Origin of the sequence: Methylobacillus rhizosphaerae, assembly GCF_900187985.1 — a bacterium.
In the GTDB taxonomy this organism is placed as follows: domain Bacteria; phylum Pseudomonadota; class Gammaproteobacteria; order Burkholderiales; family Methylophilaceae; genus Methylobacillus; species Methylobacillus rhizosphaerae.
On record NZ_FZOA01000007.1, the window covers coordinates 1 to 14273 of the forward strand.

A 14273-nucleotide genomic window follows, 5' to 3' on the forward strand; every position below is an offset into this window, starting at 1 on the left:
CGGACAGCTTGGCAAAGTACGCGGCGGCCTTTTTTAGGATATCTCGCTCATCCGTGACGCGACGCAGCTCAGCCTGAAGGCGACGGATTTCTGCTTGCTGATTAGAGGAGTGCTGTCGTTCGTCTTTAGGGGTGCCGCATCGCTTGATCCAAGCATAAATGCTATGACTTGAAACGCCCAACCGCTCAGCGACCTCTGCCACAGAAAACTGACGCTCAGTGACTTGCTTGACGGCGGCCTGTTTGAATTCTTCGGTGTAACGTTGTTGCTTGCTCATGATGTCTCCTCAACTTGCATAGTTTGAGGCTCTTGAGCTGTCTAGGAAAGTGGGGGCGATTCAGGGTGCCAAGATCGATGCTGCCCCCTCGCTTGTGTGCTTTCATGCATATTGATATCTCGTAACGGGTATAGGTAGTATTTTTTGTGAAGTAGTAAATTATCCAGAGTGGCAGGTGCGACATCATGTCGCATTCTGCATTTCGTGCCGCTATCCTACAATCCGCGGATGCCGATTATTCGATTTTCTCGCATCTGTGTTGTGTTCACGGTGGCTTCCATGCCGCCGGTTGTTGCTATGGCGGATGATGGCGAGGTAGTGCTGGCGCCGATTGAGATCAGCTCCGGGCGAGGTGGTGCGGTTGTGCAGGCGCCGTCGGTGACGGAGAGTTATTCTGCGGAGCAAATCCGGCACACCATCAATGCTGCTACTTCTGCGCAGACGTTGAAATATCTGCCTAGTTTGCAGGTGCGCGAGCGGTACATTGGTGACCGCAACGGTATTGTTGCCAGCCGCACAGCGGGGACGTTATCCAGCGCGCAGACGCTGTTATATGCCGATGGCATCCTGCTTTCCAATCTGCTTGGTAATTCGTATGCTTTCCCGCCGCGCTGGGGGATGGTGTCGCCAGAGGAAATCGAGCAGGTGGATGTTATGTATGGCCCTTTTTCGGCGCTGTACCCCGGCAATTCCATGGGGGGTGTGATGAACATTACTACCCGCATGCCGGAGAAGTTTGAGGCGCATGCCAATCTACAGATGTTCCAGCAGCGTTTTGAGTTGTATGGCACGCAGCAGCGCAATGAGGGCAAGCATTTCAGTGCCTCGATTGGAAATAAGGTCAATGATCTATCGTTCTGGCTGGGAGCTGACCATCTTGATACTTACAGCCAGCCCATGCAGTTCGCGGTGGCGACCGCTAGTGCAGCTGGCAGCGGCGTTGCTGTGACCGGTGCTTATCGTGATTGCAGTGAAAAAGGCCAGCCGCGCCTGGTGTTTGGTGCTTACGGTATGGATCATTCGGTACAGGACAATGCAAAGCTGAAGCTGGCGTATGACATTACACCCGACATGAAGGCAAGGTATAACCTGGGAATCTGGCAGCTGGATTCAGAAACTGACGCCGAGAGTTATCTCCAGGATGCGGCCGGTAATCCTTTCTATAACGGCAATGTCAATATTGATGGCAATACCTATAACGTCCGCGGGTTGAACCCCACTGCGGCGCAAGCCGTTCACCTGATGCAGTCCCTGCAATTGGCATCGCACACCAATGGGACGTGGGATTGGCATGTTGGCTTGTCCGACTATCGTTATAACAAGGATATCAGCCGTGTCTCGACTGCCAGTAATCCTGACGTATCCAAAATGGGCACTATCCAGGATATGCGGGGCACAGGGTGGACGGCGCTGGATGCTGGAGCCATCTGGCGGCCAGGGACACATGAGGTGAGTTTCGGTTACCACGTCGATCATTACGCATTGCGTAGTGTGACGTTCAATACAACAGACTGGAAAAGCGGCAGCAAGTTGGGGCGCAACAGCGCATCACAGGGTGATACCCTGACCCAGGCGTTATACCTGCAGGATGCCTGGCGCTGGAACGACCAATGGAAGCTGACCATGGGTGGTCGCTATGAATACTGGCGGGCTTATGACGGCCAGAATGCGGCGACATTGGGCGGAAGTTTGCAAAGCAGTGAGTATGCCGATAAAAGTGCGCAGCATTTTTCTCCCAAGCTTGCGATCAGTTTTGAGCCAGAACCAGCCTGGGGATTCACTGCTGCTTTCGGTAAGGCATATCGCTATCCGACGGTCAGCGAGCTGTTTCAGTCCATCACCAGCGGCAGTAATTTTGTGCAGGCTAACCCTGATCTGCAACCGGAACGGGTATTGTCCGGAGAGCTGACGGCGGAGCGGCGTTTTGCCAAGGGCTTTGTCCGCGCGACATTGTTTCACGAACATAAGCAGGATGCATTGATCTCACAAACCGTCACGGCGGGCGCGAGTGCTTGTGGTAGTGCCACCTGCAGTTTTATTCAGAATATTGATCTGGTGCGCACCCGCGGAGTGGAGCTGGCAACGCAGTGGCAGAATGTGCTGGTCAATGGCCTGGACTGGGGCGGTAGCCTGACGCTGACGGATGCGGAAATCCTCAGGAACAAGGCTAATCCCGAGACTGAAGGCAAGCATCCAGCGCGTATTCCTGCCGTAGTGGCCAAGGCCGTAGCTACTTATCACCAGAATGATGCCTTGAGTTACAGCCTGGCGATGCGCTACAGCGGCAGACAGTATGCTTACCTGGATAACAGTGACAGCAACCCGGATGTCTATGGCGGCGCCAGCCATTATTTCTTTATTGATGCCCGGCTTGCCTATCAGTTCGCTGATCGCTGGACTGCGACGCTGGGTGTGGACAACCTCAATAACTACAAAGCCTATGCGTATCACCCTTATCCGCAGCGCACAGCTTTTCTGCAGGTGAAATTCGATTATTGAACATGATACGTGACATGAAAAACATATTGGTTTTCTTGCTCGCCTGCAGCTGGTGTGTGAGCGCTGCAGGCTGGTGCCACGACGGACATGAACATGGCAGCAACGCGGCTGTTTCCTCCATGGCGGTGTCCTTGGCTTTCGATCCGCATGGCCGCTTGTGGCAGGCCTCTGTGCAGGATGGATTCGTGACCGTGGCGTATTCCGATGATATGGGGCGCCATTTTTCCCTTCCGCAAAAGCTGAACCATGAAGCACAGAAAATCGGCGTGGATGGTGATGCCCGGCCCAAGATTGCCATGGCTCGCGACGGCCATATCTATGTCACGTGGACGCAGGCACTGGCGACACCTTATACCGGGTATATCTGGTTTGCGCGCTCCACTGACGGTGGGAAAACATTCGGCCAGCCTGTCATCGTGCATCGCGACCGCGCGGAAATCACACATCGTTTTGATGCGCTTGCTGTAGCAGGCAAGGATGGACAAAGAATTTACGTGGCCTGGGTGGATAAACGCGACCTGCTGGCAGCTCAGGGCGGGAACAGGGAATATGAAGGCGCAGCGGTTTACTACGCAGTATCTGAAGATGGCGGGGCGAGTTTCCAGCCCGAGCACAAACTTGCTGACAATAGTTGCGAATGCTGCCGTATTGCCCTGGCAGGGATGGAGAATGGGGAAGCGGTTGCATTATGGCGGCATGTGTTCAGCGGCAATATTCGTGACCATGCCATGGCCAGGTTCGGCCCGGATTCAGAGGTGTCTGGACAGGATATTCACCGGGCAAGCTTTGGCAACTGGAAAGTGGAGGCGTGCCCACACCATGGTCCTGCGCTTGCGCAGGGTGGGGATTGGGGATGGCATATGGCCTGGTTTGATGGAGGCATGAATAACAAGGCCAAAAACCCTGGGCTGTATTACGCCCGCATGGACGGCGAGGCATGGGTATCCTCACCTGCCATGCGTTTTGGTCATAGCGGGCAGCAGGCAGGGCATCCAGCACTGATGAGTGTCGGAGACCAGGTATGGCTTGTCTGGCGTGAATTGGATGATAGCGGCAGCGCCATCTGGCTCAAGACATCAGTGGATGCAGGCCGTACCTGGACAGATGCCCGGCAGGTGGTTCGGACGGCAGCCAGGTCAGATTATCCCCAGCTGTTGCTGCGTGGCAGCCAGGTTTATCTGGGATGGAATACTGAAAGTGATGGAGTGTGGATGAAAAGGCTGGATACAGATGAATAAAAAATGGATATGGGCGCTGCTTGTCTGCCTGGTATCGTTGCCGGTTTACGCCGACGGCTTCCAGGTTTTCCAGTCCGGCAGCCGGCAGGCGATTGAGCAGAGGCATGCGGGCAAAGCCATGATCATGGCTTTCTGGTCATTGGATTGTACCTATTGCGCAGATGACCTGGCGGCATTGGGAGAAGTCGTGCGGCAGCATCCCGCGGTCAGGTTCGTCATTGTCAATACTGATCAGGACCATGCAGCCGAAGCAGCAGTATTCCTCGACAGGCTCAAGTTGCCTGTGCATGAGCGCTGGCAATTCGGCCAGGTTGATGTCGAGCGCTTGAGATACAACATTGATCGTCACTGGTATGGCGAGCTACCCCGGACATATTTTTACAACCAGCGGCGCGAAGTGCAGATAGTGAGCGGAAAGCCGGATGCTGCCTGGCTCAAACGCTGGACCATGTCGCTGCAGTAACTGCAGAATTCATGGTCGACCCGGAGTCGGCAGATCATTGCAGGTGCTGTACTACCTGCTGAAGGTACTCAGCACAGTGATGCCCGTATGCTACCTGTTCACAACCAGGCAACTGGCCAGCATATCGTGCAGGGCCTGCTTCTTTTTTGTGAAGGCTGCCATGAGATAGCCGACCAGGAACAGGAGGGTCGAGAGGATTTTTGCGAAATGGCGGGCTGTCGCCCTACTGAAACTGATGCGATGGCCGTGCAGATCCGTGACTTTGATACCTAACGTCATTTTGCCGAGCGTACCCTGCAGAGGCGAGCTTTCCATGACGGTAAAGTACAGCCAGCCGATGATGATGCCGATCACATTACTCCATGTCTGGATGGTTTCAAGATTGCTATTGCTGTTCGTCACCATCAGGATACTAAAGGCAATACCTATGATGGCGCCTCCGATCACGGAGATGATGCAGTCGATGATAGCGGCTGCCGCTCTTTTCCAGAATCCTGCGTAATCCATTGTCTCCCCTTGCAATGCATATATGAGCTGGACAGCACCGTATGGCGGTATTGGCGTTGTGTGTGCTGGCCAATACTGTGGTGCAGGGAGAGTGTAAAGGATATCAGGACAATAAAAAACCCAGCGTCGGGCTGGGTTGGAGGCATGACGGGGCCTGAAATCAGGCCCGCGCTGCTTATTGCAGGAATACCTGTACGCTTTTCGGTTTCAAATATACCTGGCTGCCCTGGTCCAGCTTCAGCTCGCGGAAGCGTTCACGGGTAATTTCAGCTTCGATAATGTCGGCATTGTTCTCTGGTTGTAATTCCAGCCGGACGAGCGGGCCGGCAGCATGAATGTAGCTGACAACTGCCTGCAATGCCTGATCGCCGTTTTTCTCGGTATATACGTCAATGTCGTGGGGGCGTACATATGCGAGCGCATCACTGTCCTGCACAGTGTGATGTGCGTTGAGGTTGAGTGCAATATCGCCGATATGTGCCTGCCCGGCATTGACCCGGCTGTGGAATTGATTGACGTTGCCGAGGAATTTATAGACGAACGGCGAAGCCGGATTGTCATAGACTTCCTGTGGAGAGCCGATCTGCTCGATATGTCCCTGGTTCATGACCACAATGCGGTCTGCCACTTCCAACGCTTCTTCCTGGTCGTGCGTCACGAACACGCTGGTGATATGCAGCTCATCGTGCAGGCGGCGTAACCAGCGGCGCAGGTCTTTACGCACCTTGGCATCCAGGGCGCCGAATGGTTCATCCAGCAGCAATACCTTGGGTTCCACTGCCAGGGCGCGAGCCAGTGCAATGCGCTGGCGCTGGCCACCGGAAAGCTGTGGTGGATAACGATCTGCCAGCCAGTCCAGTTGAACCAGTTCCAGCAGTTGATGCACCCTGCGGTGTATTTCTGCTTCGGTAGGACGTAGTTTTTTCGGCCGCACTCGCAAGCCAAATGCGACATTCTCGAATACCGTCATGTGGCGGAACAGGGCGTAATGCTGGAAGACAAAACCAACCTCGCGCTCACGCACATCACGATTGGTGGCTTCTACTCCATGAAAATGGATACTGCCGGAATCCGGGGATTCCAGCCCGGCAATGATGCGCAGCAGAGTGGTCTTGCCGCAACCGGAAGGTCCGAGCAAGGCAACCAGCTCACCGCTTGGTACATCCAGGCCGACGTTGTCGAGGGCGGTGAAGCTGCCAAATTCTTTTTTGATATTACGGATTTCAATACTCATGATGCCATCCTTGTGACAGGTATGCTTGGGGTGTGGTTACTCAGCAGTATTACTGCTGATTGCAACACGGTTACTTTGCCATTCGATATAAGACTTCAGTGCCAGTGTGATCAATGCCAGGAAAGCCAGCAGTGACGCTACGGCAAATGCGGCTGCGTAGTTGTATTCGTTATAGAGAATTTCAACGTGCAGCGGCATGGTGTTGGTCAGGCCGCGGATATGTCCGGATACCACCGACACTGCACCAAACTCACCCATGGCGCGGGCATTGGTGAGAATCACGCCATACAGCAGACCCCATTTGATATTGGGCAATGTGATATGCCAGAGAATCTGCCAGCCGGAGGCGCCCAGCACCAGCCCGGCCTCTTCCTCTTCCTTGCCCTGGGCTTGCATGAGGGGAATGAGCTCACGCGCAATGAACGGGAAAGTGACGAAAATGGTTGCCAGCACAATGCCCGGGATGGCAAAAATCACCTTGAGGTCATGGTCGATCAACCATTCACCAAACCAGCCTTGTAGGCCGAAAATCAGGACATAAATCAGGCCGGCAATGACGGGGGAGACGGCAAAAGGCAGGTCAATCAACGTGATCAGTACGCTTTTTCCCTTGAAATCGAACTTGGCGATGGCCCAGGCAGCCGCGACCCCGAATACCAGGTTGAGCGGCAGGGAAATGGCGGCAGCAATCAGTGTCAGCTTGATGGCGGACAGTGCATCAGGCTCTATCAGGGCGGCGATATAGGTTTCAAACCCCTTGCGTAATGCTTCCGTGAATACGGCAGCCAGCGGAACAAAAAGAAACAAGGTGAGGAACAGCAGGGCTACTGTAATCAGGCCCCAGCGTACCCAGGCTGGTTCGGAGGTAGCACGGCTGCGTGCCACCTTGGCATTGTATTTTGCGAGTTGAGAAATGGCGGCTGACATGGTCTGGTTCCTATCTTGATGCGCTGTGACGATGACTGCTCCACCATTGCAGGCCGTTGATGGCAAACAATAGCAGGAAGGAAAGAATGAGCATCACGACGGCGACTGCAGTAGCGCCAGTGTAATCATACTGTTCCAGCTTGGTGATAATGATGAGCGGCGTAATCTCGGACACCATGGGCATGTTGCCCGCAATGAAAATGACGGAGCCATACTCGCCTACGGCGCGTGCGAACGCGAGGGCAAAGCCAGTCAATAACGCAGGCCAGAGGGCAGGCAGGATCACGCGGCGGAACGTCTGCCAACGATTGGCGCCCAGGCTGGCTGCGGCCTCTTCGGTTTCTGCTTCCAGGTCTTCGAGCACCGGTTGTACGGTGCGGACGACGAATGGCAGGCCAATAAAGGTCAGGGCCACTACGACACCAAGTGGAGTAAATGCTACTTTCAGGCCATAAGGCTCAAGCAGGCTGCCGATCCAGCCGTTGGCCGAGTAAACCGCAGTCAGCGCAATGCCGGCAACCGCAGTTGGCAGTGCAAATGGCAAGTCAACCAGCGCATCGACCAGCTTCTTGCCAGGGAAGGTGTAGCGCGTCAGTACCCAGGCAGTCAGCAGGCCAAAGATGGCATTGATGATGGCAGCAAACAGTGATGCGCCAAATGTCAGCTTGTATGAGGCGATGACGCGGGGAGTGGTCACGGTATGCCAGAACTCGGCAAAACTCAGCTCGGTAGTCTTGAGGAATGCGGCTGATAAAGGAATCAATACAATCAGGCTGAGATAGAGCAGGGTATAGCCCAGTGACAGATTGAACCCGGGAAGCACGTTATGTGGTTTGTGTTTTTTTGCCATATTGTTATTCAGACCATGTAACTGGGGCCAAGGAGAAGGAAATGTAACAGATGATCTACATTATAAAAAATACTATGTTTTTATAATAAAATTCTTTTTTGTTATTTAAGAGTGCTGTTGCATATCAGGCGACACGCCTGCCCAGCTGCAGTGTGGGTTTCAATGCATCGCTGGGCTGGAGTTCACGTGCCGTCACTGGCCTGCCCAACAGGTAGCCTTGCAGCAATGTGCTGCCGGATTCGATGGCAATCTCCAGGCCGGCCTGGGACTCTATGCCGGTAATGACGGGCTGTGCACCGATGTCATGTACGAGCTGGATCAGCTGGGGCAATATTTTCCGCATACGTGGATTGCGTTCTGCTTCCCTGATGATCTGGATGTCAAATTTCACGAATTCCGGTGCCAGTTTCCACAATCGTTCCAGGTGGGAGTGTTTGCTGCCGAAGTTACCTATTGCAATCCGGTAACCGCGCTCAGTGTAGTTTTCAATGGCATCTGCCAGCTGATGCTCGTGCTCGACCACGTTTTCCTGTATCTCGATCACCACGCGGTTGGTGGGGACCGAATTCGAATGCAGGATGCGCTCAAACACCTTCCCATGTGCATTGACGCTGATCAGCAGGTTGGGGTGTACATTCAGGAACAGGAGGCCGTTTTCCGCATAAATCTGGCGAAAATTCAGTACATGCAATGTACGGACCACCCGGTCAAACTTGACGAGTTTTCCCACTTGCTCGGCAAAGCTGAATGCGAACTCCGGGCTGATGGCCTGCTGGCCTCCCAAGGAGGGGCGGATAAAGGCTTCATGTCCAAACAAGTCACCGGCCTCACTATCGTAAATCGGCTGGAAAGCGCTGTTTAACTGCAATCCCAGAAAAGTACTGTTGAATTCTCCTGACGATTGTTCTTCCAGGCCATATTCATCCAGGTCCAGGTATAAGGATTCGCGTAGTTGTGCTTTCAGGTTTTCGATAGCTGTTGATGTCGGAGTTTGTCTGGTCATGAGTCTGTGCTTTATTTGTTGCTGTAAATCTGGTCAAAAACGCCACCATCGGCAAAATGCGTTTTCTGTGCTTTCTGCCAGCCACCGAATATTTCATCGACAGTGAATAATGCCAGCGGCTTGAACTGTGCCTGGTTGGCAGCCAGGACTTCGGCTGAGCGTGGGCGTAGATAGTGGCGTGCGGCAATTTCCTGCCCTTCTTTCGAGTAGTGAAAGTCCAGGTAGGCTTGAGCCACTGTCCGGGTCTTGCGCTTGTCTACCACCTTGTCCACAAGTGCGACCGGGTTTTCTGCCAGGATGCTGGAAGAAGGGTAGACCACGTCGAAGTGATTATTGCCAAGCTCCTTGCTGATCAGGAACACTTCATTTTCAAATGTCAGCAGCACATCACCGATCCCGCGTTGTGCAAAAGTAGTGGTCGCTCCGCGACCTCCGGCATCCAGCACTGGCACATTTTTGAACAGGCGTGACACAAAATCACGTGCCTTGACTTCATCACCGCCTTGCTTGATGACATAGCCCCAGGCAGCGAGGTAACTATAGCGGCCATTACCGGATGTCTTGGGATTGGGGATGATGACGCCTACACCTGGCTTGGCCAGGTCATCCCAGTCCTTGATCTGCTTGGGATTGCCCTTGCGTACCAGGAACACGGTAGTCGAAGTTGTGGGAGAGCTGGCGTTAGGCAGTCGTTTCTGCCAATCGGCTGGAATCAGCTTGCCGCGTTCGAACAGGATATCAATATCATTGCTCTGGTTCATGGAGATGATGTCAGCCTGCAGCCCATCTGCCACCGCCCGAGCCTGTTTGCTGGAGCCGCCATGGGATTGATTGACGGTGACGGATTCCCCAGTTTTTTGCTTCCAGTACTTGGTGAATGCGGGGTTGAATTCCTTGTAGAATTCGCGTGTCACGTCATAGGAAACGTTGAGCAGGGTCGTATCGGCATGGGCGAGACCGGCGCTTAACAGTAGGCTGATTGCGATTATTTTTCTTAACATTGAAGCCTCATGAATGGGGAACGGGATGAGAGGCACTATAGATAGGTTTAAAAATAATGTAAAAGAATATAGTTGAATATATTTAACATTAAAAGTTATTTAATGAGGGATTCTATATTTTTATTAATTCTATATGTATAATCATTTCGAATAATGAATTGTCTTCCATTGCTGGGGATTTTGCTGCAACATTATTCACTAATGCGCAGCGATTGGTGGAGATCACCACTTGATACCGCAAGATTGAGACAATCACACAATTTGGAATGAGTTAGCACACGCTGACCGGACAACCGGAAGCCAGTGAGTCCTGAGGGACTCACTGGCTTTTTTTGTTTTTGGCTTCATGCAGGAATATTGGATGAGTGTAAGTGAGCAGAATCAGGAGTCTGGTGACGATTTGGCTATCAGCCAGATCGTGAAACAGTTGCGCGATGTCAGGCAGGCGTCTCTAGAGCATCGCAACCGATTGAACAGGCCGCCCAAGCTGCCTGCGCGCAAGGCGTTATCCGAAGTGGTGGATGGGATAGGCGCTGCGCTGTTCCCCAACCGACTGGGTATGCCGGATTTGCGTGAAGAGGGCATAGATTACTTTGTCGGTCATACATTGGATGTAGCCCTGCGGGAGCTATTGGTGCAGGTCAGGCTGGAGTTGAGGCTGATAGATGATGCCGTGAATCATCAGCGTAGCCCGCATGAACAGGCCATGCAGTTGGTGCGTGATTTCGCGTTGCAGTTACCGGCAGTGCGTCAGTTGCTGGATAGCGATATACGTGCCGCGTATGAGGGTGATCCTGCCGCTCGCAGTGTGGACGAGGTACTGGTGTGCTATCCCGGTATCAACGCGATCATTCATTACCGTATTGCCCATGTGTTGCATCAGCTGGGTGTGCCGTTGATTGCGCGCATGATCACTGAGATTGCCCATTCCGCCACTGGGATTGATATTCATCCCGGCGCGCAGATTGCCGAAGGATTTTTCATTGACCATGGAACCGGGGTCGTTATCGGTGAAACCAGCATTATCGGGCGCAATGTCCGGGTCTATCAGGCCGTGACTCTGGGAGCCAAGCGCTTTCCCGTTGATGCCGATGGCAGCCTGGTCAAGGGCAATGCACGTCATCCAGTGGTGGAGGATGACGTGGTCATCTACGCTGGCGCCACGATACTGGGGCGCATCACGATTGGCCGCGGTTCAGTGATCGGCGGCAATGTCTGGCTCACTTACAGTGTGCCCGCCAACAGCAATATTACCCAGGCGCAGATGAGGGAAGGAGCGCCCACAGGCCAGCGTGCTGGCACTGTGACTCATCAATGAAACTCATCAAATATCAACAATAGAAACCTGGATTGATTTTTCAAAGGAGAGTATTAAATGACAGATATTCATCAGGGCCAAACCGCATTGGGTGATGTCGCCGCCCGCACGCTGGCCAATGCTACCAAAACCGTGCCCATGCTGGGTGCCATCACGCCGCGCTGGCTGGTGCACCTGTTGCAATGGGTTCCGGTCGAAGCCGGTATCTACCGCGTCAACAAGGTCAAGGACAATCACCATGTCGAGGTGGATTGCTCCAACAAGGACGAACGCGAACTGCCTGCCACTTTCGTGGATTACGAGGAGTGGGGTCGTGAATATGTGCTGAATGCCGTCAATACGGTAGTTGACGTGCATACCCGTATTTCTGATCTCTACAGCAGCCCGCACAACCAGATCCGTGAGCAATTGCGCCTGACCATCGAGACGGTGAAAGAGCGCCAGGAGAGTGAGCTGATCAATAACAAGGAATACGGTTTGCTACATAACGTAGCAGAGGGCCAGAAGGTGAAATCTCGCACCGGTGCGCCAACACCTGATGATTTCGACGAACTGATTTCCCGTGTGTGGAAAGAGCCGGCATTCTTCCTTGCACATCCTCAAGCCATTGCTGCCTTTGGCCGCGAGTGCACTCGCCGTGGCGTGCCGCCGCCGACTGTCAGCCTGTTCGGTTCCCAGTTCATCACCTGGCGTGGCATCCCCCTTATCCCGTGCGACAAGCTGCGCGTGACCAAGGGCAAGACCAATATCCTGCTGTTGCGTACCGGTGAAAGCCGCCAGGGTGTGGTGGGCCTGTATCAGCCCAACCTGCCGGGCCAGCAGAGCATGGGTCTGTCCGTCCGCTTCATGGGCATCAATCACAAGGCAATTGCTTCCTACCTGGTTTCCCTTTATTGCTCGCTGGCGGTGCTGACCGAGGATGCGATTGCCGTGCTCGAGAATGTCGACGTAGGCAACTACTATGACTACAAGTAACTTCAACGACCTGTCATCATTCGAGCCGGAAGCGATTCTTGCCGCAGTGCCGGGCGAGCACCCGCGCATGGCTGCAGCCATTGCGGTGGGGCGGGAAGCACAGGCAAGCGGGCATCTGGATATTGACGAGCTGACCCGCATTGCCAATGAACTCTATGCCGAAGGTTTTCCACACAGTGCGCAAGGGTTTCCCTCCACGGCATCGCTGACGGATTCCGCTGCGCCGTATGCAGCAGGTAGCCCAGGGATAGGCGCACCTGTGCCGCCTGCGCCTTCCGTGGTATCGGCATTGCCTGCTGGCGCACCTGCGGCGGCCAATGTCATCCCTGGCATTGAACTTGCGCAGATTGATACTCCTAGCCTTGGCGTGTCGCCATCGCAACTGCCACCGGAGTTCAGCCAGGAGAGGTTGGATGCCATCGGGCCAGCGCCTGCTTTTCCCGGCCTGGATATCAGCAGCCTGCTGGGAGGTATAGAGATTCCCTATCCAGTGGACATGCAAGGGGTGCTGGCTTCGACTGCCAATATCCCGCATCACCCGGAACAATCGTCTGCCAGCAAGGCATCGCCATATTATTTTGTGGCGGACCGTCCGGGTGTGCCGGAAGTGGCTGGTTCTGCCCACCCGCCGTTTGACGTCAACCTGGTACGCAAGGATTTTCCCATCCTGCGCGAACTGGTGAACGGCAGGCCGTTGATCTGGCTGGATAATGCTGCTACGACGCAGAAGCCGCAGGCCGTGATCGACAGGCTGAGTTATTTCTACCAGCATGAGAACTCCAATATCCACCGCGCTGCGCATGAACTTGCCGTTCGCGCTACGGACGCCTATGAAGGCGCGCGCGAAACTGTGCGCCGTTTTATCAACGCGCCAGCAGTGGAAAACATTGTGTTCGTGCGTGGCACGACAGAAGCGATCAACCTGGTGGCCAAAACCTGGGGCAGGAAGCATCTGGGCGAGGGTGACGAGATCATTATCACCAATCTGGAGCACCATGCCAACATCGTACCCTGGCAGCAGCTATGCCAGGAAACCGGGGCTAAGCTCAAGGTGGTGCCAGTGGACGACAGCGGGCAGGTGCTGCTGGATGAATACCAGAAATTGCTGACTTCACGCACTAAATTGGTTTCATTCACCCAGGTGTCCAACGCCTTGGGCACGGTGACGCCAGCGAAGGAAATGATTGCCATGGCGCATGCTGTCGGGGCGAAAGTCCTGCTCGATGGTGCGCAGTCCGTATCGCATATGCGTACCGACGTGCAATGGCTGGATTGTGATTTCTTCGTGTTCTCGGGGCACAAAGTGTTTGGTCCGACTGGCATCGGTTCTCTATACGGAAAGCAGGATGTGCTGGATGAAATGCCAGCCTGGCAGGGTGGCGGCAACATGATCCAGGACGTGACTTTCGAGAAAACCGTGTATCACGGCGCGCCCGCCAAGTTTGAGGCAGGCACCGGCAATATCGCCGATGCCGTGGGCATGGGTGCAGCGCTGGAATATGTCGAGTGTCTGGGTATGGAGAACATTGCGCGCTACGAGCATGAGCTATTGGAATATGCCACAGCGGCGCTCAACAAGGTGCCGGGCTTGCACCTGATAGGCACCGCGCGGGAGAAAGCCAGCGTATTGTCGTTCAACCTCAATGGCTACAAGAGCGAGGAAGTCGGGGCCGCCCTGAACCAGGAAGGCATTGCTGTGCGCTCTGGCCACCATTGCGCCCAGCCTATCCTGCGGCGCTTCGGTGTGGAAACCACGGTCAGGCCGTCGCTGGCGTTCTATAACACCTATGCGGAGATTGATATTTTGCAAGGGGCGTTGCTAAAACTGGTATCAGCAAGGCGGTAAAGCTGCGGATTCCTGTGATTGCCCTCACATTCATTGGATGTGAGGGTTTTTTATTGTCCTGAGTCTGAGTATCGCATCCAAGGCTGCTTGCATCAGCCGCTTATTAGCATGTTGGCGCAGCATAATCAATTACCC

General features: G+C 54.2%; 12 protein-coding genes and 1 pseudogene. 6 read left to right on the forward strand and 7 right to left on the reverse strand.

The window, feature by feature from the left end:
- A pseudogene (locus CHB59_RS08670) lies at positions 1-277 on the reverse strand (transposase); the annotation flags it as partial.
- 279 nt (positions 278-556) lie between these two features.
- Between CHB59_RS08670 and CHB59_RS08675 the strand changes: the two are divergent.
- Genes CHB59_RS08675 through CHB59_RS08685 form a run of 3 tightly spaced genes read left to right on the forward strand, consistent with a single transcriptional unit; the run spans position 557 to position 4477 of the window.
- Positions 557-2776: a TonB-dependent receptor gene (locus CHB59_RS08675; RefSeq protein ID WP_245835103.1), complete on the forward strand. Its 2220-nt coding sequence runs from the start codon at positions 557-559 to the stop codon at positions 2774-2776.
- Between the two features lie 14 nt (positions 2777-2790).
- A complete protein-coding gene (locus CHB59_RS08680; protein ID WP_245835104.1) occupies positions 2791-4014 on the forward strand; it encodes a sialidase family protein in 1224 nt (407 codons plus the stop codon).
- A complete protein-coding gene (locus CHB59_RS08685; RefSeq protein ID WP_089375852.1) occupies positions 4007-4477 on the forward strand; it encodes a TlpA family protein disulfide reductase in 471 nt (156 codons plus the stop codon). Before CHB59_RS08680 ends, CHB59_RS08685 begins: the two co-directional genes overlap by 8 nt.
- A 90-nt stretch (positions 4478-4567) precedes the next feature.
- Here CHB59_RS08685 and CHB59_RS08690 read toward each other — a convergent pair whose 3' ends face one another.
- The 6 genes from CHB59_RS08690 to CHB59_RS08715 form a co-directional block, all read right to left on the reverse strand.
- Positions 4568-4984: an RDD family protein gene (locus tag CHB59_RS08690; protein ID WP_089375853.1), complete on the reverse strand. Its 417-nt coding sequence runs from the start codon at positions 4982-4984 to the stop codon at positions 4568-4570.
- Between the two features lie 175 nt (positions 4985-5159).
- Positions 5160-6218, reverse strand: a complete 1059-nt coding sequence (locus tag CHB59_RS08695; RefSeq protein WP_089375854.1) for a sulfate/molybdate ABC transporter ATP-binding protein — start codon at positions 6216-6218, stop codon at positions 5160-5162.
- A gap of 36 nt (positions 6219-6254) precedes the next feature.
- Positions 6255-7145, reverse strand: coding sequence for a sulfate ABC transporter permease subunit CysW (cysW, locus tag CHB59_RS08700; protein WP_089375855.1), 891 nt, complete (start codon positions 7143-7145; stop codon positions 6255-6257).
- A gap of 10 nt (positions 7146-7155) precedes the next feature.
- A complete protein-coding gene (gene cysT, locus CHB59_RS08705; RefSeq protein WP_089375856.1) occupies positions 7156-7995 on the reverse strand; it encodes a sulfate ABC transporter permease subunit CysT in 840 nt (279 codons plus the stop codon).
- Positions 7996-8119: 124 nt separating this feature from the next.
- Positions 8120-8998 carry an EAL domain-containing protein gene (locus CHB59_RS08710; RefSeq protein ID WP_089375857.1) on the reverse strand — a complete coding sequence of 293 codons (879 nt, stop codon included), beginning with the start codon at positions 8996-8998 and terminating at the stop codon, positions 8120-8122.
- An 11-nt stretch (positions 8999-9009) separates the two neighbouring features.
- The gene (locus CHB59_RS08715) at positions 9010-9999 is read right to left on the reverse strand and encodes a sulfate ABC transporter substrate-binding protein (protein ID WP_089375858.1); all 990 of its coding nucleotides are present in this window, start codon (positions 9997-9999) and stop codon (positions 9010-9012) included.
- A 361-nt stretch (positions 10000-10360) separates the two neighbouring features.
- Between CHB59_RS08715 and epsC the strand changes: the two genes are divergently transcribed.
- The 3 genes from epsC to CHB59_RS08730 are packed head-to-tail and all read left to right on the forward strand — an operon-like array spanning position 10361 to position 14138.
- Positions 10361-11317, forward strand: coding sequence for a serine O-acetyltransferase EpsC (epsC, locus tag CHB59_RS08720; RefSeq protein WP_089375859.1), 957 nt, complete (start codon positions 10361-10363; stop codon positions 11315-11317).
- A 57-nt stretch (positions 11318-11374) separates the two neighbouring features.
- Positions 11375-12292, forward strand: coding sequence for a family 2A encapsulin nanocompartment shell protein (locus tag CHB59_RS08725; RefSeq protein ID WP_089375860.1), 918 nt, complete (start codon positions 11375-11377; stop codon positions 12290-12292).
- Positions 12279-14138, forward strand: a complete 1860-nt coding sequence (locus CHB59_RS08730) for a family 2A encapsulin nanocompartment cargo protein cysteine desulfurase (RefSeq protein ID WP_089375861.1) — start codon at positions 12279-12281, stop codon at positions 14136-14138. The genes CHB59_RS08725 and CHB59_RS08730 overlap by 14 nt, the downstream gene beginning before the upstream one ends.
- Positions 14139-14273 lie beyond the last annotated feature (135 nt).